The following is a 24,862-nucleotide window of genomic DNA, read 5'->3' on the forward strand; positions in this document are numbered from 1 at the left end:
CGTGATCATAATAATAGGTGTATTTTGATAGTAATATCTGTTGTGTAAAAATTATGTAAAAACGAAGTAGTAAGTACCTGTTTTGTATATATAAAGCTCTGAAAATAAAAATATAGAAAAATAGTGATGCTGTATAAAAAAATAACGTACTGATTTTCAGTACGTTATTTTGCAGAAAGGAAGGGATTCGAACCCTCGATACAGTTACCCGTATACTACCTTTCCAGGGTAGCTCCTTCAACCACTCGGACACCTTTCTGTTTGAGATTGCAAAAGTAATGTATTTTCTTGAATTTACAAATAATTAAAGCAATTAGTCTGTAATTTCTCCACATAAACTCTTTGAAAAGTTTTCTGCAAAGCTTCCCTGATATTTAGGATTGCCGACTAAATGCATCGCTTTTGTTATTGCAGTTTCTGCGGTCATATCTTTTCCGCTTATGGCACCAATCCTCGAGAAAATATTGCTGTTTTCGTATTTTCCAAACGAGATTCCTCCTGAAATACACTGACTTACTACTACGATTTCAGTTCCGTTATTTCGGATTTCCTCAAGTGTCTGTTGTGTTTTTTCGCTGCTGAAAATAGTTCCGGAACCAAAAACCTGAAGGATAAGGACTTTCATTTTGGGAATTTCCTTGAAATGGCTTAAGTGCATTCCCGGAAAAATTCTCCAGAATAAAATATCCTCGGAAATATGATCATCAACGTGAAACTCCACATTCTGATCACAACGGTGAAGGTTATCTTTGATGATATTAAGGTGAACCCCGGATTGACCCAGAATAGGGTAGTTCGGACTTGCGTATGCATCAAAATATTCTGCGGAATATTTTAATGTCCTGTTTCCTCTCAATAGTTTATACTCAAAATAGATGGCAACTTCCTGAATAACAGGTTCGTTGTTTTCATATAAACTGGCGTAATATAAACTTGTAAGCAGATTTTCTTTAGCGTCGGTTCTGAGATCTCCAATAGGAAGTTGTGAACCGGTAAAAATAACCGGTTTTCTCAGTCCTTTCAACATAAAACTTAGTGCAGAAGCCGTATAAGACATGGTATCGGTTCCGTGAAGAACCAGAAAGCCATCATAATGATCGTAATTTTTATGAATATAATGCGCAATGATTTTCCATTCTTCCGGTCCCATATCTGAAGAGTCCAGAGGTTTTGCAAAAGGATGGACGAAAACTTCACATTCCATAAGTTTCATTTCCGGCATTTTCTCAAAGATATTTCCGAAATCAAATGCCCTAAGGCTTCCGGTTTCATAATCTTTTTCCATTCCAATAGTTCCACCAGTGTATATCAACAGGACTTTTCGTTTCATGTATTACTTTTTATTAAGAAGTTGAACCTTGTGCAGGTTTATAAACTCAAAATTACGTTAATTTGCAAAGATTTGAAAATGAATGAAACGCTTCATGATAAATTTTATAAAATCATTTTATAATGAGTTGCGTTCCATCTTGTTATTAAAAAGAAATTGAATGCAGATGAAAGATTTAGCACAAACTTTTGAATATTTAAAACAATTTTTAACGGATGAGAGATTAAGGAAGATCGAACATTTTTCCCAGGAGAGTTCTGATTTTGTGCTTCCCGTAATGGAAGATATTTATCAGTTCAGAAATGCAGCAGCGATTGTTAGATCTGTGGAAGCCTGTGGGTTTCATAAAGTGGTAGCTATGGAAGAAGAAAATGTTTTTAATCCCAATCTTACCGTTACAAAAGGTGCTGAAACATGGGTTGAAGTAAAGAAAATGGCTAAAGATATTTCGTCACTTCAGGAAATTAAAAATGAAGGTTACAAAATTTTAGCCGTTTCACCGGAAAAAAATGCTGTAATGCTTCCTGATTACCACATTACGAAGCCTATTGCCCTGGTATTCGGAACTGAGCTGGAAGGTGTGTCAGAAGAAGTTCTTGACTTTGCAGATGAAACACTGGCTATTCCCATGTATGGCTTTACAAAGAGTTTTAATGTTTCCGTTGCTGCAGGAATCTGTATGTATGAATTAAAACAAAAGCTTCTCAGATCAGGAATGGAATACAAACTCAATGAAGAGAAACTCCTGAAAATGAAAATACGATGGGCTGTGAATTCTATAAGAAGCGGCCATGAAATCCTCGAACATTATTTAAAAACATAATTCCCATTGTTAATCTGATGAAAAAATATACCCTACATTTATTTATCTTTTCTTTTGTAATGTCCCTTATCAGTTTAGTTATCATGGAAAAAGGGTATAAAGAATTATATCCGTTTTTCAGTTGGAAGCTTTTTACAGTGCCTAGCGGAGGAGAGGCTACGGAAGACCAATATAAACTCTATGGAATCACCGATAGTGATACCATTAGAATTGTAAATAAATCCGTCCGCAGCTATGATGCCAATGACAAAGCTGTAATCGTGGGAACCTATGGTAAAAGAATAGAAGATAATGTGAACAGGGAAGAAAATAAGAGGAAGCTACTGATTTTCGCAAAAGATACTGAACCTCAATATAAAGGTTATCTTCTTTATAAAGAGACTTATCGTCCGAAGGAAATAGGAGAAACAAAGATGAATATCAACAAAAAACTGATTGTAAAACTGTGATGAACTATCCTCAGCTTACTGTATTCAATTATAAGGTTGCCTACTACATGGTAAGGTTTTTCGGATTGTACTGGCTGGTAGCGCAGTATCTGGAATTTATCAGATTGAAAGAAAGACCTGCGACAATCTATGAACCTGTTTTCCAGCTTGAAAAGCTGATCTTTCCTGAACTTCCGGGGACCTTTGTTTTTGCCGGACTTTTGATCGTATGTGCTGCTCTTTTGATTATTACGGTTTTCAAACCATCTTATCTTCTTAATTTTTTTATTTTTCTGTTAGTCGCTATTATTAATCTCCCTATTGCGGCCAACTTTGGAGTCCATCACGATGGGCACATCATCGTTCTGGGATTTTTTCTTGGTATTTTTTTACTCCCAAAGGAATTAGAAGACAAGGATTATAAACTTGTACAATACTTTTATTTGGGAATACTAATGACCTATACCCTTGCAGGAATGAGTAAAATCCTGGGTACGGTAAAGAATTTGATTAAAAATACGGATAAGCTCACCTGGGTTAGCAAAGATGCTGCAAAGCTTAATACCTATGATAATTATTGGATGGCAGATATGCAAATACCTCCTGTATTTAAAAGTATTTATGCCTATGATCATATTTGGGTTGTAATAACTGTATTAGGAATTTTGACGCAATTCCTTTGTTTTCTTGGGGCTTTTAATCGGAAACTGCTTACCTTCTTTTTAATATTCCTTTACATTTTTCATGTTTACACAGCTATATTTGTTTTAGCTGAATTTGAAAATGCAAATTATTTCCTGATTGTCATCTTTTTCCCTTATCATCTTTTGAGACCTCTGTTTAGAAAAAAATATTTGGTTGCTTAGAAGATATTATCTTGTAATCTTATGCAGCTATTTTAGATGAAGGTAATTCCATGATGCGACAAATATGCCTGCTGTTTCGGTTCTGAGTCTCTGATTTCCAAGGGACACGGCTCTTACTTTCTGATCTGCAAGAGTTTGAATTTCCTTTTCAGAAAAATCACCCTCAGGACCAATAAGAAAAGTGAAATGGTCCAGTTTGGGAATTTGATTAAGCTCAATTCTCTTCAGGTTTTCATGGCAATGAGCAACAAAAGTACTTTCCGGGGATATACCTTTTATAAAATCTGAAAACTTTACGGGATCATGAATGACAGGAAAGTGAAATCTCAGACTTTGTTTTGAAGCTGCAATAGCTTGTTTTCTTATCTTATCAATGTTGATATTTTTACGTTCTGTCTTTTCAGTTATTAAAAAACTGATTTCGGAAATGCCCATTTCTACAGCTTTTTCTACAAAAAACTCTATCCGGTCAATGCTTTTGGTAGGAGCAATCGCGATATGGAGTTTAGGATTGAAATCCGGAAGTCCGGTTTTGATGTCGGACACCTCCAAAAGAGCTTTTTTACCTTCCAAAATCAATTTTCCAAAGGCAAGATTTCCATTTCCATCTGTTACATGGATTTCCTCTCCGTTTTTCATACGAAGAACTTTTACAATATGCTGTTGTTCCTCATCATGTATTGTTACGGTATTGTTTTCTATATGTCCGTGAAATAATTTCATAAGTTGATAGCTTTTGATCGCTGAATTGTTAATTAGGGCTAAGATTCATTATCGATGGACTTCTTTAATGAATTAATTTGATTAGAAATGAATTCTGACTGACCTCTTAAATGAAGGTAGTCTTCATAATTTAAAAGTTGCAGATCGTGCGAAAGAATTAAAAAATTAATTACTTCTATTGTTGAGCCAAAAGCGATATCTAAAAAACGGGATTTATCTTTCTTTGATTTTCTTAACACACCTTTTGCTATATGAGCCGTAATGTTTATACTTGCTTTTCGAATTTGATCTGTGATTCCAAACCTCTCACTTTCTGGAAAAGATTGAGTTGCAATATAAATTTCCTTGACCAATTGCCGGGCATTTTGCCAGACTTCTAATTTTTCAAAGTAAAACTGATCCATCTTTTACGATTTTCAAATTTGCAACTTTACAATTTAGCAAAAAATTACAAATCATATTTCGATGTTGCACTCGTTCTCAAATCTGTAAATTCTCCTCTTTCGAACTTGAGTTGTGCTACCATAGCGATCATGGCTGCATTGTCCGTTGTGTATTCAAATTTTGGAATGTAGATGTTCCACCCAAGTTTTTGATGGTTGTCCTGCATTACTTTTCTTAATTCTGAGTTGGCTGATACACCGCCGGCAATGGCTACTTCAGTGATGTTAAGTTCTTTCGCGGCTTTTTCAAGCTTGTTCATTAATATCTCAATAATAGCTTTCTGTACGGAAGCACATAGATCGTTGAGGTTTTCCTTTATGAAGTCAGGATTCTTTTTTACCTCTTTCTGGATAAAGTAGAGTACTGAAGTTTTTATCCCACTGAAGGAGTAATCGTAATTTTCCAGTTTGGGTTTGTTGAATTTGAATGCGTCGGGATTTCCTTCTCTCGCTAATTTGTCGATAATAGGACCTGCAGGATAATCAAGATCAAATATTTTTCCGATTTTATCAAATGCTTCTCCCGCTGCATCGTCTGTGGTTTTACCAATAATTTCCATATCGAAATAGTCTTTTACCAAAACGATCATGGTGTGTCCTCCACTCACCGTAAGGCATAAAAATGGGAATTTTGGCGGCATAGGATTTGCATCGTCAATAAAATGCGCTAAAATGTGAGCCTGGAGATGGTTTACCTCGATCAATGGGACATCTAAACTCATAGCCAGGGATTTAGCAAAAGACGTCCCCACAAGAAGAGAACCTAAAAGTCCTGGTCCGCGTGTAAATCCTATAGCAGAGATCGCATTTTGTTGTATATTTGCTTTGGTGAGAGATTTTTCAACAACGGGAATGATGTTTTGCTGATGGGCCCTTGAGGCCAGCTCAGGAACAACGCCTCCATATTCTTTGTGAATAGCCTGATTGGCAGCAATATTAGAAAGAATAGTGTTCCCTTTGATGATAGCTGCTGATGTGTCGTCACAAGACGACTCGATACCTAAAATTATAGACTCGCTCATAATAATGGCAAAGTTAGAGAATAATAACGAAAATGAGAATAAAAAATCTGTAACTGAAAACTTAAGTGATCAGGTACAAAAGACTGTAGAAAATGTTGAGGAAAAAGTAAAAGAAACGGTAAAAGAAGCCTCTGAACTTGCTTCCGATGCTGTTCATCATCCGGTGGAAACTGTTCAGGAATTTGGGAAACAGGCCGCTAAAGATGTTACCAGCTATTCATGGTGGACGAGACTTTTACTTATTTTATTCTGGTTGGTCGTTTCTGTTGTTGTTGCCATTGTCATTATTATTAATCTTCCTGTTACCAAACAATGGGCTGCAGATCAGGCGTTGCAGATTGTCAATAAGGATTTTAAAGCAGATATGTCCACTGAAAGTGTGGAAGTAAATTATTTTGGAAATGTTACCATCAAAGGATTAAAAGTTAAAGATTATAAAGGATTAGAGTTTATTAAGGCACGTGAGTTCCGGGCAAATTCGGACTGGTTATCGCTGGCAGTAGGGGCTATTTCCGGGAAAAGCAACTCTTTGAGCTTTAATTCCCTTACGATGATTAATGCCGATGTTAAAGTAATTACATATAAAGGAGATAGCATTTCAAATTTTATTCGTTTTACCCAATTATTTGATAACGGTAAGAAAAGGGATCCGAAAAAGCCGGCTTTTGAATTGAATTCTCGCATACAAATCATTGACTCTAAAGTTTCTATCGTTAACCAAAACTCACCGGGAGAGGCAGGGAAGTGGCTTACTGCGACTAAGTTCAACCTGAAGGCTCCTAATCTTAAAGTGAGTGGACCTGATGTTTCTGCGTTGATCAATAATATGTCCTTCGTTACAACACGATGGGGAAAATCTCATTTTGTGGACACCTTCTCGACGGAATTATCTTTAACCCATAAACATCTTTCTCTTAAAGATTTAACGATAAATACAGATCATACCCTTTTGCAGGGAGATATTAAATTTAACCTCAATAACGGATCCTGGGCGGATTTTGCAGACCGGGTACGGTGGGACATGAATCTTAAACAGGGAAGCCAGTTGAGCGGATACGATATCAGTTATTTTGTCACCAACTGGGATAATTTTAAACCTTTCAATGTCTCCGGGAAAATGAATGGCCCGCTGAATAAATTTTATCTTGAAAATTTCCTTATCAGAAACCCTGATGTCAATATAGCAACGCAGACGATGAAGGTCAATAACCTTCTGAAAGGAAACTTCCAGATCGAAACCAACAATCTTTCTACTGATTTTACCTACGTGGATCTAAAAGCCATGATGCCTTCATTCATTTCAAAAAAGATGAAGAACTTTGCAGATGATTTCGGAAGGCTGAAGTATAACGGAGCGGCAAGAGTAAACCCTGATCAAATCTTTATTCCGAACGGAAATCTTATGACCGGAATCGGACAGGCCAGGATTACAAAACTTACTTTGTCCGGCTATAGTACAGCTATGCCAAAATATGCAGGATATGTAGAAGCAACAGATCTGAATGTTTCCGTAATTACAAAAAATAAGGCTGTAGGTTTAATTTCCGGGAAATTTGATATTACCGGACAAAGCTTTGATGTTAATACCATGAGGTTGACCACAAAATCTCAGATTTCGAAGGTTGAGATCATGAATAAGGAAATTAATAACCTCTATCTGGATGGCTTACTGGATCACAAGAAGTATAACGGAACCATTACTGTCAATGATGAACAGGCTAAGGCTACTGTAAAAGGTCTTATTGACTTCAGCACTTCGCGAATCGCCATGGATGTAAATGCTGATGTGGATTACCTGAACATGAATTATTTTACAGATAAGCCCGGAAGTCAGGTAGTAAGCGGACAGGTAATCGGAAAAATGTCCATGGCCACCATTAATGACCTGGCGATGGATGTAGAGGCTAATAACATTAATTTTGCTACAGCAACGCAAAAATATATCATTCCCAATGCTAAACTCAAAACATTTATAGAATCGGGTAGCAGGATTATTTCCGTTGATGCTCCGGGAGCTGTAAATGGAAAAATATCAGGGAAGTACAACCTGGCTGATCTTACGGGAATGGTAGAAAACGGCTTGGGGAAAATCCTGGTAGGGCCGCCACCCAGAAAGTTGTATCGCGGACAAAATTTTGCCATGAATTTTGATGTTCAGCAAGGATTGGTAAGCTATTTCCTGCCGGATCTTAAGCTGCCTCAAGGTGCCGTAGTAGAAGGGGAATATGATGGAAATGCCAACAACCTTAGGTTGAATATAGATGCTGCTTCCCTAAAGTATATAATGACCAAAGAAGCGGAGATTACAGAAGCCGATAAGGCATTGGCAGAAGCTAACCCTGCTTATAAAATAAACGAGAGGGGAAATATTACGAGAGACAGTGCTTTAGTGGATAGTGTAATGGTAAGAATAAATACGGCTAACCTGGATGAACAATTGTACGCTAAAATAAATAAGGTACAATACAATAATAATGTCCTTAAAGACATCACGCTTAGTGGTAAAAATGAAAACAATTCCATATTACATTTAGCAACCAAATTTAAACATGGCAGTCCGGCAGATGAACTGGATGATAATCTTAAAGAATATGCGATTAACGTTAATCAATCTACCAATGCCGGAGGTGATTTTGTTTTTAAATTTGATCCTACTGAAGTAAAATTCAATGATGTAACCTGGGCCATAGATACAAGTCCTGAATTGAATCACTCAATTACTTACAGGAAAAAGACCAGTGACTTTGAAATCAGTAATTTGAAAATATATTCGGATAAAAGTGTTCTTTTTATTAAAGAATCTACCTTCAAATCTGCTAAAGACTTTTATGTAGATGCAGATATCAATGATTTTGCTATTGAAAAGCTCCTGGAAATGCAGTCTGGTGGGAATTCCATGGACATCAAAGGGCTGGCAAACGGAAGTGTGAAAATAAGGATGGATAAGAGCACCTTACAACCTTTGGTGGATTTAACGGTTGATGATATCAAGATGAACGGAACGGATATGGGAGATCTTACCATCTCTGCAACCAATGGCTTCTCGCTTAATGTTTACGATATTGATGTAAAAGTAACATCAGCAGGGGTGCTGGGAAATAATAATTTGAATCTTACCGGAACTGTAAATAACAACACTGCTTCTCCAACGATTGATCTGGTAGCGGAAATGAGGGATTTTAATATTTCATTTGCTCAGCAGTTTGTGCAGTCTATCTTCGGAAACCTGAGAGGTAAGGCAACAGGGGACCTTAAAATAAACGGTACCTTAAAGAATCTTGACTACAGTGGTGATATAGCTTTAAAAGATTTTGGATTAAAACTTTTGTTTACAGGAGTAGACTATTCGTTTGACGATACAGTCATTCCATTATCAAAAGGATTGGCAATTTTAAATAATATTGAAGTTCATGATGGGCGATCCAATTCTAAAGGTAATATTTCCGGGGCAATCCAGTTTGAAACCCTTTCTTCAATGGGAGTCAACCTTGTAATGAGGGCTGATAATCTTTTAGTTCTGAACAGCACGCAAAAAGATCTTGATCTTTTCTGGGGTAGAGTATATGGACAAGGGGATCTCTATATTGATGGTCCTGTATCTGGTCTCAGTATATCCACGCCAAATATGAAGGCTCTTAGCGGAAGTACATTTACCTTTAACTCAGGTTCAACTTCCAATGTTGAGGAGTTCAAAATGCTGAGGTTCCTAAAAGAAGGAAAAGACGGATTGGTAACCCTTGAAGAAAAGAAAAAGACGGGAGCCAATATGAATATAGACTTTTCTCTTGATGTAGATAAGGGAACGACTGTAAATGTACTGGTAGGAGATGATGTAGGTAATATTACGGTAAAAGGGGAGGCTCAAAACTTAAAATTCCTCATGAACAGACAAGGGGCTATTGCAATGGGAGGAACTTATAAGGTGGAAAATGGTACTTTCGTTTCAAAAGCTATTCTTAATAAAACATTCCAGATAGAAAAAGGAAGCAGTATCCGTTGGGATGGTGATGCGATGAGGCCTGCACTTAATATTACGGCGAATTATGTGAGGATGGTTTCAAATGCAGGGCAATATTTGAATATGGGTAGCCTTCAGCCAATCAGTATCTTATTACAGGCAAATATTACGCAGTCATTGACGGATCCTAAAATTGACCTTGATGTTTCTGCTCTGGACGTTTCCAGCCAGGTAAAAGAAACCTTGGCAGCAAAAATGAGCCAGGAGGGAGAAAAAGTATTGCAGTTCGGATCTATATTGCTATTGAATAGTTTTAATATTTCAAATACCGGAGGTGTGGGTGTAGATGTTGCCGGTGTAGCGGAATCATCAGGATATAATATGCTTTTAAAGCAATTGGGATCTGTTCTTAATACAATGAGTAACGAATTTCAGATTGACCTGAATTATGTAAAAGGAGACCAGAACTCCAATACAGGAGACAGGGCGAACGCCGGTGTAAGCTTTGCACTTTCTCCGAGGATTAAAGTGAAGACAGGTTTGGGTATTCCTTTAACAAAAACAGAGAGTACGGAAGCTAATTATCTCTCCGGAGAGGGATCTATTGAATACGATATTTCTAAGAAAAATGACGGAAGTTTAGTTTTAAGAGGTTACTCTAAACCTACGAATATCGGAATGGGTGTGGTAGGTGCAGGTACTAACGGATCTGCAAATCAAGCCTATGGAGGCGGTGTTGTGTGGAGTAAAAGCTTCAATTCTTTGTTTAAAAGAAAGAAAAAAGACAAAAAACCTGTAGAGACTGGAAAAGAAATAAAAACAGATTCCCTAAAAGCAATGGGTAAATAATTTGAATATTTTAATGATTTTTATCATCCGTGTTAATTATTGTTAATTATTGTTATAATTTTTTTAGTTAAATTATTTTTTATAGATTTGCAAAAAATACATAGATTTTTTAAAAAAATTGTAATTTAACTAATATGAACTATCAACTGGACGAAATAGACAAAAAGATTCTTGATTTCTTAGTAGAAAACACAAGAATGCCTTTTACTGAAATTGCTAAACAGATGGATGTGTCTGCGGGTACAATTCACGTAAGAGTGAAAAAAATGGAAGATGCAGGTATTATTTTGGGATCATCCCTTAATATCGATTATGGTAAGTTGGATTATCACTTTACTGCTTTTATCGGAATTCTTTTAACTAAATCAAACCGTACTCAGGAAGTTTTAAAAGAGTTATCAACTCTTCCAAACGTAATCGAGGCGAGTGTGATCTCTGGAAAATATAATATTTTCTGTAAAGTAAGAGCGAAGAATACTGAAGACGCGAAAAGAATTATCTATCAGATAGACGATATTCAGGATGTTATGAGAACAGAAAGTATGATTTCCATGGAAGAATACTTAAGTGATAAAAATAGACTAATCAACGCTATTTCTATTTAATCAAATTCTAAACGAATAATTATAGAAGAACTTATGATATGATTCATAAGTTCTTTATTTTTGTACCTATGGAAGAATACAGTTACTTTGATGAGGACCCAAAGAAGGGATGGGGTTTTATTTTAGCATTTGCATCTTTAATGTTATTTACAATCATGGGATTGGGGATAGATGTAGATGAATACCTGCAGCACGAATACCTTAATATTCCCAGATGGTATTTTTATGTCATCTTTTCTATAGACATTCTTATGATGATAAGTCTCATACTGATGTTTTTTTATAAGAAGATAGGCATATTTACTTTTCCTGCTTTGCTAGTGCTGCATTTCTTTATGCACAACTATTATCTTTCAACATTCCTGTACACGGATGTTACCAATCTTTTCCTCTTCACAGGATTTGGGATGCTTGCAATAATTCCTAAATGGAAATTTTTCAAATAAAAATAAGAAGCCTTCGTAATGAAGGTTTTTTTTATTTGAAAATTAACAGACAGACCTGTCTGTATGTTATTATTTTTTTCTACCTTTGTTTCAATAATATATTGGTTTATGATATCTCCAAAAGAAAGGATCGTAGCAACGACAATGAAATTATTTTCCACCCAGGGATACAACTCTACAGGGATTAATCAGATTATTTCAGAAGCGAGTGTAGCCAAAGCGAGTTTTTATCAGTATTTTAAGTCCAAAGAAGATTTGTGTGTTGAGTTTTTGAATACCAGGCATACTTACTGGTTCAGTGAGCTTGAAACCTTTACGGCGGGGAAAAGAGGTGCTAAATCGAAAATAATGACTGCTTTTGACTTCCTGATTGACATGAATCGAAAAGAGAATTTCAGGGGCTGCAGCTTTCTCAATATCTTATCTGAAATTCCAACTGATAATACCAAGATTCTTAATGTAATTCAACATCATAAAACAGATCTCCGTAATTACTTTATGAAAATAGTGGATGATGCTGAAATCAGTGATCATGTTTACATGCTTTTTGAGAGCAGTATTATAGAAAGCCAGTTGTTTAGATCCAATGAACTTATAGAAAAATCAAAAAAGATAATCACCAATTTAATACCATAAAAATGGAACAGAAACACCCACTTCCACCTTTTACCCTTGAAACGGCAAAAGAAAAAATCCAGTTAGCAGAAGATGCCTGGAACAGTCAGGATCCTGAAAGGGTTTCTAAAGCGTATACTCAAGACAGTGAATGGAGAAACAGAGACCAGTTTGTGAACGGGAGAGAAGAGATCATTGAATTTCTCCGTCATAAATGGGAAAAGGAGCTCAATTATAGGCTTAAGAAAGAATACTGGGCACATACCGATAATCGTATAGCCGTACGTTTTGAATATGAATATCAGACAAAAAATGGAGAGTGGTTCAGAGCGTATGGAAATGAGAACTGGGAGTTTGATGAAAACGGACTTATGAAAAAGAGATATGCCAGCATCAATGATTTAGCGATTAAGGAAGAAGAACGGAAATTTAAATAACAGCAGAACGCGATTCTGTAAAAAATAAAAGCATCCCATCTGGGATGCCTTTATGTATATAAAAATTGTCAGAGAAATTATTTCTCTAAAATTCTTTTTACGGCTTCTTTTACAGCAGCAGCATCAATCTTGTATTTCTTCATCAATTCAGCAGGAGTAGCAGACTCTCCGAAAGTGTCATTTACTGCCACAAATTCTTGTCTTGTTGGTCTTTTTCTCGCCAACATTCCCGCAACTGACTCTCCTAAACCTCCTAAATAATTGTGCTCTTCAGCAGTTACTATTTTGCCGGTTTTTTCAACTGATTTTAAGATGATTTCCTCGTCAAGCGGCTTAATAGTGTGGATATTGATCACCTCACAAGAGATACCTTCTTTTTCAAGCTCATCTGCAGCTACAAGAGACTCCCAAACAAGATGTCCGGTTGCCACGATTGTTACATCTGTTCCTTCCTGCAACATAATTCCTTTTCCGATTTCGAAAGGCATATCTTCAGGAATGAATACAGGAACGGTAGGTCTTCCAAATCTTAAGTATACAGGACCCTCAAAATCAGCGATAGCAATAGTAGCTGCTTTTGTCTGGTTGTAATCACACGGATTGATTACCGTCATTCCAGGAAGCATTTTCATCATACCAATGTCTTCAAGAACCTGGTGAGTAGCCCCGTCTTCTCCTAATGTAAGCCCGGCATGTGAAGCACAGATTTTTACATTTTTTCCTGAATAGGCAACAGATTGACGGATCTGGTCATATACTCTGGAAGTAGAGAAATTGGCAAACGTTCCGGTAAAAGGAATTTTTCCTGTAATACTAAGACCTGCAGCGATACCGATCATATTGGCTTCAGCAATTCCTACCTGGAAAAATCTTTCCGGTGCCTTTTCAATGAATTTCTCCATTTTTAAAGATCCGATAAGGTCTGCACAAAGTGCTACTACATTTGGATTTTTATCTGCAAGCTCAGCTAATCCGGCTCCGAATCCTGAACGTGTGTCCTTTTTTTCTGTATATGTATATTTCATTTTTATTTTTTTAATCTAGAGTTTTTAAATAATTATTTAATTTCTTTTTATCAGATTGATCAAGTTTTTCCTGAATCGTATTAAGGTAAAGAACTTCTCTTCTTATTTCATCCAAAGTAAGTTTGATACCTACATTGTGTCCTGTCGATTGTGTAAGATACATATCACACATCTGACCCACATAATTTCTCAAATGTCCTTTTACTTCTTTAAGCTTAAAGGTTGGAAGATCTTTTTCGAAATTTTTACAATGCTTAGGCAGTCCTTTCCAAAGAGTTTCAGCCGGAATGTTTGCAATAGCCAAGCTTCCGTCTTCATCCTGGTTCTCCTTATATGAAGAAACATAGTCGGGAATATAATAATAAGTCTCATCAGCATATGGAACTGCGGCTGTAGCAGCAGAATCAGCTACGATAGCGGTAGAATCAGTTGTTGCATATACGGAATCAGCCTTTGCATATTCTTCTTCCTGCTTTTTGTAGGCAATCATCAGAGAGTCCTGTTTTCTTTGTCTGTCCATCATTGCTTTTCTATGATCAAAAAATACCTGATCTTGAGAATCTTTTACCGATTCCAGTACAAAGTATTCTTTATCATACGTTTTTTCAGGACCCACTTTTAAAATAAGGCCTTTCAGGCCGGAGCTTTTCATTTTTACGCCCGGAAGATACTGATTCAAAAGTCCGTTAAATACAGACATGTTATTGATAGACGATTGATCATCAATACACAATTTTAAATCTTCATTTTCCTTTTTCGTTCCATCTTTTGAACGGTAGTTGACCAGATAATGTGAGCAGGGCATTCCCAGAATAGTTTCTTTTGTATCCAGTTTTCTGGCTTCCAAAGTATACTCTTCCTTTTCTCCATAATCATAGCCACTGTACCCCAAATACATCAAAGCACTCAAACCTGAACCTGCAAGACGGCTGTTCATTTCTAATGAAACCGTGCTTGTTCCCAATGCGTCGGTATAATAATACATGGGAATCTCTTTGATGTTCAGACGGGTGAGAAATTCACTATTCTTACTTGCATACATCTTTAGGGTAGGTAAAGAAGCTTTCTTATCAATCATTTGATAATTAAACACTTTAGAGAAAGAAATTTTCTTCTCTTGAGCGACTCCTAAAATAAAGCTTGTAAGCAAGCAGATTATGATGAATTTTTTCATGGAATACTTGATAATTGTGACAATCAAAGATATTAGTAATCTGCAGGAGCTTCCAGGTAAAGTTGCTTAAATGCTGTGTCTAATTGCTCGTCATTAGGCGCTTTACCATGCCAAGCATGACTTCCCATCATATAATCCACTCCATAACCCATTTCAGTATGAAGAAGGATCGCTACCGGTTTTTGTTTACCTGTTTCTGTTTTTGCTTTTTCAAGAATAGCAATCACCGCTTCAAGGTCGTTCCCGTTTTTCTCTTCTAATACAGTCCATCCAAATGCTTCCAGTTTAGCATGCAGATCACCTAAACTCAATACATCATCAGTATCACCATCGATCTGACGACCATTGTAATCGATCGTAGAAATAATATTATCTACTTTCTTCGCTGCAGCAAACATTAAAGCTTCCCAGATTTGTCCTTCCTGTAATTCACCATCACCATGAAGTGAGTAAACCAATGATTTATCTCCGTCTAATTTTTTACCTAAGGCAGCCCCTAAAGCTACAGAAAGTCCTTGTCCCAAAGAACCTGAAGCAATACGGATTCCAGGTAATCCCTCATGAGTAGTCGGATGTCCCTGTAATCTTGAATCAAGCTTTCTGAAAGTCTTTAATTCCTCAACCGGGAAAAAGCCAAATCTAGCCAAAGTAGAATAAAAAACAGGTGAAATGTGGCCATTGGAAAGATAGAAATGATCCTCATTTTTACCTTCCATAGTGAAAGGAAGATGATAGTTCAATACTTTTCCATAAAGCGCTGTAAAGAATTCCGTACATCCTAAGCTTCCACCAGGGTGTCCTGAATTAACAGCGTGAACCATTCTTAAAATGTCTCTTCTGATTTGTGTAGTAAGAGATTTCAACTCTTCGATACTTTTACTCATTATATCTGATTTATTTGCACGCGAATTTACGATTTTTTACTGGCTTATGGAAATTCAAAATCCGGACGGAATGCCCGGATTTTGAATTATTTAAAGATTTGAAGCTTTTAGCAGCCTTCATTAAGCGATACTGAAATCTCGGTAACAATATTATCAACCAATTTAAAAGACAATATGGTTGAGGCATCACTGTCGTTCAGAATGAAATAACTTTGATTTTTAATGGGCTTGCCCTTATCATCCCATCCCGGATATGCACTATAGCTTGGATAATTTTTGTAAGCATTAATAATCTCATCTTTTGTACTGCCTACACCAATACCACTTTTGGTTCTGAATTTTTTGCTGGTTGTGGAAATGCCATATATACTATATCCATTAGTTTCTTTTCCATCATTATCATATTCCTGGCTGGTGCTGATCATAAGGATTTCACCATTGTATTTTACAGAGTTTTTATATTCTCCGTCGGTTATTTTCAGTTTTGTTCCTGAAATTTTTTCTATCTCCGCACTTTTCATAAATACTTTATAAGGGCCTATTCTAAGGGTTGAAACTTCAAAGTTTTCCTGTGCTGACACAAAGCTGAAAGCCAAAAGACCCAATAAAAGCTGAAAGATTTTTTTCATGGTATGTATTAATTATTTTGAGTTTGGTTATTGATTTTATTTTTTTCTGATGATTAAAAGCCCCAGGAATGTTAATAGTCCGTTAATGATCAGTAATTCCAGTCCTATTTTAAAGTCTCCGAAAATGGACGTCTGATACTTATCAATAAAATAGGATATAATAGGTGCTGCAATACAAACATAAGGAACAAGTTTGTCTTTAACCTTGTATGTAGTAAAAATACCAAAAGCGAAAAGTCCTAAAAGAGGGCCGTATGTAAATCCAGCTAATTTCAGGATCAATCCGATCATGGAATTATCATTGATGATCTTGAAAATAATTACCATAACCAGGAAAGAAAGCGCTACCAGAAGGTGAACATTTTTACGGAATTTCTCCTTTTTATGATCTGTCCATTCTTTCTTTTCCTTCATTCCAAAGATATCAATACACAAAGAGGAGGTAAGTGCTGTCATGGCTCCGTCTGCACTTGGAAATAAAGCTGAAATTAAAGCAATGATGAAGATAATTGAAATAAACCCGGGCATATGGTTTAATGCCACTTCAGGGAAAATCTTATCTCCAAAAATATCTTTCCCGTTCAATATAAACTCCTTTTTGGGGATACCATCTATAATGACCTCTGTAAGGTGACCTCCCTGGCTTTCTCCAAAAAGATAAAGAAGGCCTCCCATATACAGGAACAATGAAATTACTCCTAATAAAATAAATCCTAAGGTTACCATATTTTTCTGAGAATCCTTCAGCTTCGTTACGGAAAGACTTTTCTGCATCATTTCCTGATCGATTCCGGTCATGGTGATGGTAATAAATGCTCCCGCAAGAATCTGTTTGATAAAGAACCCCGGAGAATTAAAATCCATTTCAAATATTTTCGTATAACCTTTACTGTTCATGGCACTCAAACTCTGTCCAACGCTAAGATCCAGGTGGTTCAGCATGTAGATGGTGCAGATAATCAGTCCCAGAAGCATACAGGAAGTCTGCAGGGTATCGGTCCATACAATGGTCTTTACCCCTCCTTCATAAGTATATAAAATAATCATGGCCAGAATGATGAGAGTGGTCACAATGAACGGAACTCCTAAGCTGTCCAATATGGTTACCTGTAGGATATTGACAACCAGGTACAATCTTGCTGTAGCTCCTACCAACCTTGAAACAATAAATATCCAGGCTCCTGATTTGTAAGAAAGCTGTCCCATTCTCTGCTGAAGATAGCCGTAGATGGAAGTAAGTTTAAGGCGGTAATACAAAGGAAGCAATACATATGCAACGGTAATATACCCGATAAGATAGCCCAGGGTTATCTGCAGATAAGAGAAACTGTCTTTGCCCACAGCTCCCGGAACACTCACAAAAGTTACTCCGGAAAGTGAAGTTCCTATCATTCCAAAGGCAACAAGCATCCAATTACTTTTACGGTTTCCAATGAAGAAACTCTCGTTGTCACTTCCTTTACCGGTTTTATAAGCTACCCAGAGAAGCAGCGCAAAGTATACAACGATAATGGACAGTAATATAATTGGAGACATATTTTTGTAATTAAAATTTTACAAATATAGTTTTTTTATGTTCTGATAAAAAAGAAAAACCTTTCAGGGATCTGTCCTGAAAGGTTTTTCATCTTCCTTTTCCTGTTAACTAGACTACGACGTCCTGAAGATCTTCGTTTTTCTGGAAAGTAGCTTTCGCAAAAGGACAAAGTGCAATTATTTTTTTGCCTTGTTTTCTTGCGAAATCTACCGCCGCTAAAACCATTTCTTTGCCAACGCCTTTTCCGTTGTAAGCTTCCTCTACTTCCGTATGATCAATAATGAATCTTTCGTCTCCAGCCCAGGTGTATGTCATTAGCCCTGCGCGGTTTCCGTCTATGAAAGCCTCAAAACTTCCGTGTTTTTCGTCGTTGTTTTGTTTTACCTCTATCATATTATGAAAATTTGGTTAATATTTCTATATCGTTTGTTAGTATCTTATGTATCGGACACGCATCAGCAATCGTATGCAGCCTTTTCAATTGTTCGTCATCGAGGTTGGTTCCTTCAAAGCTGATATCTCTTTTAAAAACAGCTCTTTTGGTAAGGGGGAAATTTTCCAGATCAACCTCTACGTTGATTTTTTCCACATCCCATTCCTTCCGTTCAATATACATTCTTAAGGTTGCAGCAGTACAGCTTGCCAAAGAAGTGGCAAGAATTTCAAAGGGGTTGAATCCTTTGTTTTGCCCTCCTTTATCTAAAGGTTCATCCGTGATGATTTTATTTTCACCGGCTACTACTTCTGTATAGTATTTTGTTTTTCCTAAACTTGCTTTTACTGTTACGCCCATTATTTTTCAGTATTGATTTTGTAACTCAATGCCTCGGAAGGACATTGTTCTATTTGATTGATGAGTTCCTGAGTTGTTGCGTTTTCTACCTTGATCCATGGTCTGTCCTTTGGATTATAAACCTGGGGTAGCATTTTTACACAAACTGCAGAATGGATACATTTCTTAGGCATCCAGACTACGGTAAGATCTCCGTTGGTATATTCGTGTGTTTCCATTATTCTTCTTTTAGTAATTTTTCGATTCTTCTGTCCGGAATCAGCCATATAAGAGCAACAATGTAATAAAAACATAGAGCAATATAAGGATAAAAAAATGAAGTCGCGATTCCGGATATATAAAATACAATTGAAATATATTCCTTAAACCTGGAATGGATGGCTTCTTTTAGCTTTGAATTCTCTCCCTCACAGCGGACAATTAAGTTTTCCATAATTGTATAGGCTATGGCGCACATGAACAATCCGATTCCATAGGCAGCAACCGGGTTTTTAGCGAAATGTGTAGTACCTATCCATTCCGTAGCAATCGGCATTAAAGAGAGCCAGAACAGTAAATGCAAATTTGCCCAAAGAATAGTTCCGTTGATTTTTTTGGCTGCCTGGAACAAGTGATGATGATTGTTCCAATAAATTCCCACATAGATAAAACTAAAGACATAAGCCAGAACTTTTGGGATAATCGGCTTGAGACTTGCCCAGCTGTCACCTTCCGGTACTTTAAGTTCCAGTACCATAATGGTAATGATAATGGCTAAAACACCATCACTGAACGCTTCCAGTCTTCCTTTGGTCATCAGTTTGTAATCTCTGTTTTAAAATTTTTGATTTTTTCATTCAGCTCTTTGAGCATATCCGGATTTATGACACCACTTTCCAGATCAAAATTTTCATAGAATTTCGGTAAGGAGAAGGTTTCCTTAATATTCGCTGCGAACTGGGGGAAGAACGTTTTGGCTGTATTCATTACATTTCCACCACCATAACCACCCGGTGAGGTGCTCATGAGAAGCATGGGCTTGTTTTGAAAAACCTTTACATTAATCCTTGAAGCCCAGTCAAATATATTTTTAAAAGCAGCGCTGTATGATCTGTTATGTTCGGCCAGGGAACAAATAATAACATCACAGTCTTCGATTCTTTTTAAGAATTGATGTGCGGCATCCGGGAATCCTTTTTTTTCAAGATCTACAGAAAAAACAGGCATTGTATAATCGTTAAGGTCAATTAAATTAATATCTTCATTTTGAAAATCCTTCAAAACAAATTTAACCAGTTCTTTGTTGATAGAGGTGGAAGAGCTACTTCCCGCAAATGCTAATATTTTCATGGTGTCTTGTCGTTATAAAATTTCTGTCCGGAATTATTTTCTGTTCAGAATTGCTTTAGGAAGCGGAACAAATTCGTCCTCATCTCCGGGAACTAAAGGAAAAGCATGGTGGTTCTGGTCATTCCAGTTTACTTTAGCCTGATCAATTACTTCTCTATCCGAATTTACGAAATTCCAGAATATAAAGCGCTCTTCTTCAAAGGGTTCGCCTCCGAAAAGATAGACGGTTGCATTTTCGCTCATTTTAAACTCACATAGCTTGGTGTCCTTTGCAATAAGCAATTGTTTCGAGCCATAGGTGTTTCCTTCGATATTTACAGTGCCATCCAGAACATACATGGCCGCTTCACCGTACAAGTCCTGTCCGATGCTGATTTTTTGTGCCGATTTTGTTTTTATCTCAATGAAAAAAAGCTTACTATGAACGGGAACGGGAGATTTTTTTCCAAAAGCTTCTCCGGCAATTAGTTTGTAGTGGATGTCTCCATTTTCCCAAACCGGAAGTTCATCTGCCTCCGTATGATGGAACGTCGGTTCACTTTGCTCCAGATGTTTTGGAAGGCCTACCCAGATTTGAAAACCATGTAATTTTTTATCAGTTTCTCTTAAATATTCCGGAGTTCTTTCGGAATGTACCACTCCCTTTCCTGCTGTCATCCAGTTGACGGCTCCCGGTTTTATTTCCATGGCACTTCCGATACTGTCACGGTGAAAAATAGATCCCTCCAGAAGATAAGTTAAAGTGGACAATCCGATATGGGGATGAGGTGGTACATCCAGGTTTTGATAATCTTTTAATTCTGACGGTCCCATATGATCTATGAAAACAAATGGGCCTACCGCTCTTTTTTCACGGAAAGGTAAAAGTCTTCCGACTAAAAAGTTTCCTATATCTGCGGCTTTTTCTTCTATGATAAGTCCAATATTTGACATAATTATGATTCTTTACGATTGCTGGTGGTTATTTAATTAAATTATTTAGCTTTTTTAGATATTAAAGCTGGTCATATCTTTCAAACGTTACGTCCACAATGCGTTTCCATTCCGGATGCTTTTTAATGTAAGCAAAAACATAAGGACAAAACGGGAGTAATTTTTTAAGACTTTCTTCAATGTAAACCAATGTTTTCTCTACAACTGCTACGGCGGCTCCGGTACCTGCCAATTCTGGGTCAGCCTCCGTATGAATTAAAATGATCTGACTGTCGGTTTCACGGTAATCAATGAAAGCAAAATGGCCATTTACTTCAATTTCGAATCTCTTTTTTGATTCATTTTTTACAAGTGGAATATTTTCAAATTCTGGTTTCATTGTTTAAATTTTTGGCTGTATACTTAAAAAGTAAAAGTATTATGTTAAAGGTAATAAAAAAGCAATAATTAAATAACCGACTTAAGATTAAGATTATTTAATTATTGCCAAATTCTGTATGGTTAATCTTCTAAATATCCGAATTTTCCGGTATTGAAATCTTCAAAAGCCTGCATGATTTCCTCTCTTGTATTCATTACAAAAGGGCCATGCGGAACAATGGGTTCATTGATTGGCTCTCCACTAATGATCAGTACCACTGCGTCTTCACTGGCTTCAATGCTAAATTCCTCTCCTTTGTTTTCAAATAATACCAATTGATCGGTTTTTGCTTTTTCATTTCCATTCACAATAATACTCCCTTCAATGATAAGGGCAGCAGTATTAAAGTGAGCAGGAAAATTAAAATCAGCTTTTCCGCCGGATTTTAATTTTGCGTTCATCATGTGTACCGGAGTGAAGGTATTTGCAGGTCCTTTATTTCCTGCATATTCTCCGGCGATCACCTCAATAAACCCGTTTTCTTTCAGATCAACGATCTTCATATCGGAGTTTTTGATGGCCTGATATTTAGGTTTGCTCATTTTATCCTGCGCTGGAAGATTCACCCAAAGCTGAACCATCTGAAAGATTCCACCGGTTTTAGACCATTCTCTTTCGTGGTATTCTTTATGTAAGACACCTCTTGCAGCGGTCATCCACTGAACGTCTCCCTGACCAATTATACCACCACCTCCCGAACTATCGTGATGTTCTACTTTTCCCTGATACGCTATGGTTACGGTTTCAAAACCTCGGTGCGGATGTACTCCAACTCCTCTTGGTTTCTCAGATCCGTTAAAATGGAATTTTGAATTATAATCGAGCATAATAAAAGGATCCATTCTTTTCATATCTAATCCTGATGCACCGGGTATAAAATTATGAACTCTGAACCCATCACCTACAAAATGGGCAGGCTTTGGAGATACTACGATTTCTACTTTTTTAGTTGTCATCATAATGTTGATTTTTTATAATAACAAAAATAGAGTAGATAAGAATCAATTGCATTGATCTGTGTTAAGTTCGGATTAGATTGATTTTCATGACTTATTATAGTCGAAATAATAGGGTTACTCCTTTGATTTCATATTCTTGCCATCTGAAATATGAAGTCTTCGGAATACCAATCCGGATAATATTGTGAGAAAACCAACTGTAAGAAAAGTATAGCGGAAAGCATTATGGATTTCTCCTTTAATAAGATCGGTACTTTCAAATATTTTTAGAACAATAAGACCAAAAGCAATTCCAAAACCAATGGCGAGCTGTTGATTTACAGATATTAATGAATTACCGCTGCTGGTCTGGAAATTTCTTAAATCAGCAATGGAAATGGTATTCATGGAGGTGAATTGGATAGAATTGAAAAAGCCTAAAACCGCTATGATCGGGATGAACCATAGAAGATTCGTATGAATATCAGGAATGGCCAGCATGCATATTAATGTTCCAATGACGAATGTATTAACCATTAAGGTCTGACGGTAGCCGAATCTATCCAGGATTTTAATGACTGATGATTTTCCGAGTATAGCTGTCAGAGCCATGGGAGCAACGATCCAGCCAGACGTAACTGCTGTTTGTTTATAGGCGATTTGTATCATCAGGGGAAGTAGCAAAGGAACAGCACTGATTCCTAGACGGGTAGCCAGATTTCCTACAATTCCCACACGGAAAGTTCGCACCTGGAAAAGATTTAAAGGAAATATAGGATTTCCTTCCTTTTTTGCATGTTTATAGTAATAATACAGAAATAGAAATCCTAAGATAAAGATCAGAAGAACCGGTGTTATATTCTGAAGATCTCCAAAAAGTTCAAGAGAAATGGATAGCAGGAGGGAGGCTGCAGCAAAAATCATAAAACCTTTGAGATCGAAATCAACGTCCTTCGACTTGTAATTAGGCATGTACTTAATTCCCAGAATAATCCCTAAAAAGCCAATTGGGATATTAATAAGGAATATCCAGTGCCAGGATAAATAATCCACCATATAACCACCAACCAACGGCCCCAATACAGGACCGATAAGAGCGGGAATGATAGCGAAATTCATAGCTTTTAATAATTCACTTTTATCAAAGGTTTTAATGAGGGCTAATTTTCCAACGGGTGTCATTAAACTGCCGCCCACTCCCTGGATAACTCTTGAAATAACAAGGTGAGTGAGGTTTTGCGATAATGCACAGAATAAGGAACCCAGGCTGAAGAGAACCAGGGAGAAGATGAAAACTCTTTTTGTTCCGAATCTGTCTGCTAAAAAGCCGCTCGCAGGCATGAAAACTGCCAGAGTCAGAACGTAGCTGATTATGGCGTTCTGCATATTGAGCGGAGACTCTTTTAGATCTTTGGCAATAGAAGGTAAAGAAGTGTTCAGAATTGTAGAATCAAGCATCTGCATGAAAATAGCGGTAGCAAGAATCAGTGGAAGGATTTTTTTAATCGACGTTAGAGATGAATTGGTTTCAGACATGTTATATCAGCTAGGATCTTTATATAATTTAGTCTTTCGATAAGTTTGCTATTTCGATCAAGGCAAATTGAAGAGATCATTCTGGAATAAAAATAAATGGATTGAACAGGTTTTTTCCCTCTCTTCCGGCCATTATCTAATATAATGTATTTTGAAACTTAAAAGACTTGTTTCTTAGATAAAGAAATATGTATAAAATTAAAAAAGTCCTGTGAGATTTCACAGGACTTTTTGATTTATTTTTTAGTTTTTTCTACTCCTTTCCATTCATCGCCGGCTTTTCTGTACTGGCTTAAAATGAAAGTTTTAAAATCTGTTGTTTTATACTCGATGTTATCTGTATTTTGCTCAAACGGCATGATGTAATAGTAATCCACATCTGTTTTATCGGTTTTGTTCCCTTTTTTTACAGAAGGAACATATTTTGAAAACTTATAGTTGGGAAGATATTGTTTTAGTGAAGCATAAAACTTCTTATCTTCTTCACTCGGAATAATATCTACAATTTTAAAATCATCTTTTTTCTTGTCTATCCAAAGGTAATAAGTCTTTTCCTCCTGAGTTTTTCTATTCAGGGAATTGAAGGCAAAAAGTTCTTTAGGCACCAATTCCTTGATTTTTTCAGGATCTACCTTTGTGAAGTACTCACCCTGAGAAGGATCAACATACGTTTCAAGATTATACATTAAAACGGCATTGTTTTCAAAATTCTTATTCTTAAAGTATTGATTTAAAGATAATTCAGCTGTTTCGCGTAGTTCTTTTCCTCTGGCATCCAGTTTTTTGGTTGGATTCTGTGGGTTTACTTTTTTCACAAATTCATAGAGAACAACTGGCTTTACATCCTTAAGGTGCGGATAGGTTTTTAATTGTTCAGCTTTCGCAAGCCAGTAATATTGTTGATAATAATTTTCTTTTTCGTTGTCCTTTACAGTCTTATAAGTAAGTGCAAGTTTCTTTGAGTTAAGATATTTACCAAATTTACCCTGGCCAAAAGCAAAATTTATAGATAATAAAGCAAAAAAGATAGTAACGGTTCTTCTCATTTTATAATATTGATTTTTTCGTTTTCCAAATATAATTATTTATTAGATACTATTTTTGATTGTTAGTTAAAA

27 protein-coding genes and 1 tRNA gene are annotated in these 24,862 nt (G+C 36.5%); 8 read left to right on the top strand and 20 right to left on the bottom strand.

The genetic code is table 11. The annotated features are described in order from the left end of the window. Positions 1-172: 172 nt before the first annotated feature. Positions 173-259, bottom strand: a tRNA-Ser gene (locus G9C87_RS18505). Between the two features lie 54 nt (positions 260-313). Continuing rightward, positions 314-1,330 (bottom strand): asparaginase, encoded by a 1,017-nt coding sequence (locus tag G9C87_RS18510; protein ID WP_172283910.1) that lies wholly within the window; start codon positions 1,328-1,330, stop codon positions 314-316. Positions 1,331-1,496: 166 nt separating this feature from the next. On the opposite strand from G9C87_RS18510, the gene G9C87_RS18515 reads away from it, so the two are divergent. The 3 genes from G9C87_RS18515 to G9C87_RS18525 are packed head-to-tail and all read left to right on the top strand — an operon-like array spanning position 1,497 to position 3,447. Next, the gene (locus G9C87_RS18515) at positions 1,497-2,153 is read left to right on the top strand and encodes a TrmH family RNA methyltransferase (RefSeq protein WP_172283911.1); all 657 of its coding nucleotides are present in this window, start codon (positions 1,497-1,499) and stop codon (positions 2,151-2,153) included. Positions 2,154-2,170: 17 nt separating this feature from the next. Continuing rightward, positions 2,171-2,602: a hypothetical protein gene (locus G9C87_RS18520; protein WP_172283913.1), complete on the top strand. Its 432-nt coding sequence runs from the start codon at positions 2,171-2,173 to the stop codon at positions 2,600-2,602. Next, a complete protein-coding gene (locus G9C87_RS18525; RefSeq protein WP_172283914.1) occupies positions 2,599-3,447 on the top strand; it encodes a hypothetical protein in 849 nt (282 codons plus the stop codon). Before G9C87_RS18520 ends, G9C87_RS18525 begins: the two co-directional genes overlap by 4 nt. 27 nt (positions 3,448-3,474) lie before the next feature. Here G9C87_RS18525 and G9C87_RS18530 read toward each other — a convergent pair whose 3' ends face one another. Genes G9C87_RS18530 through tsaD form a run of 3 tightly spaced genes read right to left on the bottom strand, consistent with a single transcriptional unit; the run spans position 3,475 to position 5,635 of the window. Next, the gene (locus tag G9C87_RS18530) at positions 3,475-4,170 is read right to left on the bottom strand and encodes an RsmE family RNA methyltransferase (RefSeq protein WP_172283916.1); all 696 of its coding nucleotides are present in this window, start codon (positions 4,168-4,170) and stop codon (positions 3,475-3,477) included. 38 nt (positions 4,171-4,208) lie between these two features. Then, the gene (locus G9C87_RS18535; protein ID WP_172283918.1) at positions 4,209-4,574 is read right to left on the bottom strand and encodes a four helix bundle protein; all 366 of its coding nucleotides are present in this window, start codon (positions 4,572-4,574) and stop codon (positions 4,209-4,211) included. 44 nt (positions 4,575-4,618) lie between these two features. Further along, positions 4,619-5,635 (bottom strand): tRNA (adenosine(37)-N6)-threonylcarbamoyltransferase complex transferase subunit TsaD, encoded by a 1,017-nt coding sequence (gene tsaD, locus G9C87_RS18540; protein ID WP_172283920.1) that lies wholly within the window; start codon positions 5,633-5,635, stop codon positions 4,619-4,621. Between the two features lie 4 nt (positions 5,636-5,639). Between tsaD and G9C87_RS18545 the strand changes: the two genes are divergently transcribed. From G9C87_RS18545 to G9C87_RS18565, 5 genes are all read left to right on the top strand, one after another. Then, positions 5,640-10,442: a translocation/assembly module TamB domain-containing protein gene (locus G9C87_RS18545; RefSeq protein WP_172283922.1), complete on the top strand. Its 4,803-nt coding sequence runs from the start codon at positions 5,640-5,642 to the stop codon at positions 10,440-10,442. A 134-nt stretch (positions 10,443-10,576) separates the two neighbouring features. Further along, positions 10,577-11,047 (top strand): Lrp/AsnC family transcriptional regulator, encoded by a 471-nt coding sequence (locus G9C87_RS18550; protein WP_089029148.1) that lies wholly within the window; start codon positions 10,577-10,579, stop codon positions 11,045-11,047. A 38-nt stretch (positions 11,048-11,085) separates the two neighbouring features. Beyond that, positions 11,086-11,493: a hypothetical protein gene (locus tag G9C87_RS18555; RefSeq protein ID WP_228457049.1), complete on the top strand. Its 408-nt coding sequence runs from the start codon at positions 11,086-11,088 to the stop codon at positions 11,491-11,493. A 108-nt stretch (positions 11,494-11,601) separates the two neighbouring features. After that, on the top strand, positions 11,602-12,129 hold the full coding sequence (locus G9C87_RS18560; protein ID WP_172283924.1) for a TetR/AcrR family transcriptional regulator: 528 nt from the start codon (positions 11,602-11,604) through the stop codon (positions 12,127-12,129). Positions 12,130-12,131: 2 nt separating this feature from the next. Further along, a complete protein-coding gene (locus tag G9C87_RS18565; RefSeq protein WP_172283926.1) occupies positions 12,132-12,545 on the top strand; it encodes a nuclear transport factor 2 family protein in 414 nt (137 codons plus the stop codon). A 77-nt stretch (positions 12,546-12,622) separates the two neighbouring features. On the opposite strand, the gene G9C87_RS18570 is transcribed toward G9C87_RS18565, so the two are convergent. The 15 genes from G9C87_RS18570 to G9C87_RS18640 all read right to left on the bottom strand — a co-directional run bounded on the left by G9C87_RS18570 (position 12,623) and on the right by G9C87_RS18640 (position 24,790). Then, complete coding sequence (locus G9C87_RS18570) at positions 12,623-13,570, bottom strand: transketolase family protein (protein ID WP_172283927.1); 948 nt, start codon at positions 13,568-13,570, stop codon at positions 12,623-12,625. Between the two features lie 10 nt (positions 13,571-13,580). Then, a complete protein-coding gene (locus tag G9C87_RS18575) occupies positions 13,581-14,744 on the bottom strand; it encodes a hypothetical protein (protein WP_172283929.1) in 1,164 nt (387 codons plus the stop codon). 32 nt (positions 14,745-14,776) lie between these two features. Beyond that, positions 14,777-15,631, bottom strand: coding sequence for a transketolase (locus tag G9C87_RS18580; protein WP_273651083.1), 855 nt, complete (start codon positions 15,629-15,631; stop codon positions 14,777-14,779). Between the two features lie 104 nt (positions 15,632-15,735). Continuing rightward, on the bottom strand, positions 15,736-16,257 hold the full coding sequence (locus G9C87_RS18585) for a hypothetical protein (RefSeq protein ID WP_172283933.1): 522 nt from the start codon (positions 16,255-16,257) through the stop codon (positions 15,736-15,738). 36 nt (positions 16,258-16,293) lie between these two features. Next, complete coding sequence (locus G9C87_RS18590; RefSeq protein ID WP_172283934.1) at positions 16,294-17,793, bottom strand: sodium:solute symporter; 1,500 nt, start codon at positions 17,791-17,793, stop codon at positions 16,294-16,296. Between the two features lie 109 nt (positions 17,794-17,902). Continuing rightward, positions 17,903-18,187 carry a GNAT family N-acetyltransferase gene (locus tag G9C87_RS18595; RefSeq protein WP_172283936.1) on the bottom strand — a complete coding sequence of 95 codons (285 nt, stop codon included), beginning with the start codon at positions 18,185-18,187 and terminating at the stop codon, positions 17,903-17,905. Between the two features lies 1 nt (position 18,188). Then, positions 18,189-18,587, bottom strand: a complete 399-nt coding sequence (locus G9C87_RS18600) for an OsmC family protein (protein ID WP_172283938.1) — start codon at positions 18,585-18,587, stop codon at positions 18,189-18,191. Then, positions 18,587-18,805 (bottom strand): (4Fe-4S)-binding protein, encoded by a 219-nt coding sequence (locus G9C87_RS18605; RefSeq protein WP_172283939.1) that lies wholly within the window; start codon positions 18,803-18,805, stop codon positions 18,587-18,589. The genes G9C87_RS18600 and G9C87_RS18605 overlap by 1 nt, the downstream gene beginning before the upstream one ends. Continuing rightward, positions 18,805-19,383, bottom strand: coding sequence for a TMEM175 family protein (locus G9C87_RS18610; protein ID WP_172283941.1), 579 nt, complete (start codon positions 19,381-19,383; stop codon positions 18,805-18,807). Before G9C87_RS18610 ends, G9C87_RS18605 begins: the two co-directional genes overlap by 1 nt. Then, complete coding sequence (locus G9C87_RS18615; RefSeq protein ID WP_172283943.1) at positions 19,383-19,916, bottom strand: NADPH-dependent FMN reductase; 534 nt, start codon at positions 19,914-19,916, stop codon at positions 19,383-19,385. Before G9C87_RS18615 ends, G9C87_RS18610 begins: the two co-directional genes overlap by 1 nt. A 33-nt stretch (positions 19,917-19,949) precedes the next feature. Further along, a complete protein-coding gene (locus G9C87_RS18620; protein WP_172283945.1) occupies positions 19,950-20,849 on the bottom strand; it encodes a pirin family protein in 900 nt (299 codons plus the stop codon). Between the two features lie 61 nt (positions 20,850-20,910). After that, on the bottom strand, positions 20,911-21,228 hold the full coding sequence (locus G9C87_RS18625; protein WP_172283947.1) for a GNAT family N-acetyltransferase: 318 nt from the start codon (positions 21,226-21,228) through the stop codon (positions 20,911-20,913). A 122-nt stretch (positions 21,229-21,350) separates the two neighbouring features. Beyond that, positions 21,351-22,226, bottom strand: coding sequence for a pirin family protein (locus tag G9C87_RS18630; protein ID WP_172284185.1), 876 nt, complete (start codon positions 22,224-22,226; stop codon positions 21,351-21,353). Between the two features lie 117 nt (positions 22,227-22,343). Continuing rightward, complete coding sequence (locus G9C87_RS18635; protein WP_172283949.1) at positions 22,344-23,744, bottom strand: MFS transporter; 1,401 nt, start codon at positions 23,742-23,744, stop codon at positions 22,344-22,346. A 236-nt stretch (positions 23,745-23,980) separates the two neighbouring features. Next, positions 23,981-24,790, bottom strand: coding sequence for a hypothetical protein (locus G9C87_RS18640; RefSeq protein ID WP_172283951.1), 810 nt, complete (start codon positions 24,788-24,790; stop codon positions 23,981-23,983). Between the last annotated feature and the right edge of the window lie 72 nt (positions 24,791-24,862).

The organism is Chryseobacterium sp. LAM-KRS1 (assembly GCF_013184525.1).
GTDB lineage: Bacteria > Bacteroidota > Bacteroidia > Flavobacteriales > Weeksellaceae > Chryseobacterium > Chryseobacterium proteolyticum.

Excerpts from the sequence above, each read along its gene's own strand:
- G9C87_RS18520 (WP_172283913.1), top strand. The coding sequence starts at position 2,171 with ATGAAAAAATATACCCTACATTTATTTATCTTTTCTTTTGTAATGTCC.
- G9C87_RS18575 (WP_172283929.1), bottom strand. The coding sequence starts at position 14,744 with ATGAAAAAATTCATCATAATCTGCTTGCTTACAAGCTTTATTTTAGGA.
- G9C87_RS18640 (WP_172283951.1), bottom strand. The coding sequence starts at position 24,790 with ATGAGAAGAACCGTTACTATCTTTTTTGCTTTATTATCTATAAATTTT.
- G9C87_RS18630 (WP_172284185.1), bottom strand. The coding sequence starts at position 22,226 with ATGACAACTAAAAAAGTAGAAATCGTAGTATCTCCAAAGCCTGCCCAT.
- G9C87_RS18610 (WP_172283941.1), bottom strand. The coding sequence starts at position 19,383 with ATGACCAAAGGAAGACTGGAAGCGTTCAGTGATGGTGTTTTAGCCATT.
- G9C87_RS18605 (WP_172283939.1), bottom strand. The coding sequence starts at position 18,805 with ATGGAAACACACGAATATACCAACGGAGATCTTACCGTAGTCTGGATG.
- G9C87_RS18565 (WP_172283926.1), top strand. The coding sequence starts at position 12,132 with ATGGAACAGAAACACCCACTTCCACCTTTTACCCTTGAAACGGCAAAA.
- G9C87_RS18515 (WP_172283911.1), top strand. The coding sequence starts at position 1,497 with ATGAAAGATTTAGCACAAACTTTTGAATATTTAAAACAATTTTTAACG.
- G9C87_RS18535 (WP_172283918.1), bottom strand. The coding sequence starts at position 4,574 with ATGGATCAGTTTTACTTTGAAAAATTAGAAGTCTGGCAAAATGCCCGG.
- G9C87_RS18595 (WP_172283936.1), bottom strand. The coding sequence starts at position 18,187 with ATGATAGAGGTAAAACAAAACAACGACGAAAAACACGGAAGTTTTGAG.
- G9C87_RS18550 (WP_089029148.1), top strand. The coding sequence starts at position 10,577 with ATGAACTATCAACTGGACGAAATAGACAAAAAGATTCTTGATTTCTTA.
- G9C87_RS18585 (WP_172283933.1), bottom strand. The coding sequence starts at position 16,257 with ATGAAAAAAATCTTTCAGCTTTTATTGGGTCTTTTGGCTTTCAGCTTT.
- G9C87_RS18570 (WP_172283927.1), bottom strand. The coding sequence starts at position 13,570 with ATGAAATATACATATACAGAAAAAAAGGACACACGTTCAGGATTCGGA.
- G9C87_RS18545 (WP_172283922.1), top strand. The coding sequence starts at position 5,640 with ATGGCAAAGTTAGAGAATAATAACGAAAATGAGAATAAAAAATCTGTA.
- G9C87_RS18590 (WP_172283934.1), bottom strand. The coding sequence starts at position 17,793 with ATGTCTCCAATTATATTACTGTCCATTATCGTTGTATACTTTGCGCTG.
- tsaD (WP_172283920.1), bottom strand. The coding sequence starts at position 5,635 with ATGAGCGAGTCTATAATTTTAGGTATCGAGTCGTCTTGTGACGACACA.
- G9C87_RS18635 (WP_172283949.1), bottom strand. The coding sequence starts at position 23,744 with ATGTCTGAAACCAATTCATCTCTAACGTCGATTAAAAAAATCCTTCCA.
- G9C87_RS18615 (WP_172283943.1), bottom strand. The coding sequence starts at position 19,916 with ATGAAAATATTAGCATTTGCGGGAAGTAGCTCTTCCACCTCTATCAAC.
- G9C87_RS18620 (WP_172283945.1), bottom strand. The coding sequence starts at position 20,849 with ATGTCAAATATTGGACTTATCATAGAAGAAAAAGCCGCAGATATAGGA.
- G9C87_RS18600 (WP_172283938.1), bottom strand. The coding sequence starts at position 18,587 with ATGGGCGTAACAGTAAAAGCAAGTTTAGGAAAAACAAAATACTATACA.
- G9C87_RS18555 (WP_228457049.1), top strand. The coding sequence starts at position 11,086 with ATGATTCATAAGTTCTTTATTTTTGTACCTATGGAAGAATACAGTTAC.
- G9C87_RS18530 (WP_172283916.1), bottom strand. The coding sequence starts at position 4,170 with ATGAAATTATTTCACGGACATATAGAAAACAATACCGTAACAATACAT.
- G9C87_RS18510 (WP_172283910.1), bottom strand. The coding sequence starts at position 1,330 with ATGAAACGAAAAGTCCTGTTGATATACACTGGTGGAACTATTGGAATG.
- G9C87_RS18625 (WP_172283947.1), bottom strand. The coding sequence starts at position 21,228 with ATGAAACCAGAATTTGAAAATATTCCACTTGTAAAAAATGAATCAAAA.
- G9C87_RS18560 (WP_172283924.1), top strand. The coding sequence starts at position 11,602 with ATGATATCTCCAAAAGAAAGGATCGTAGCAACGACAATGAAATTATTT.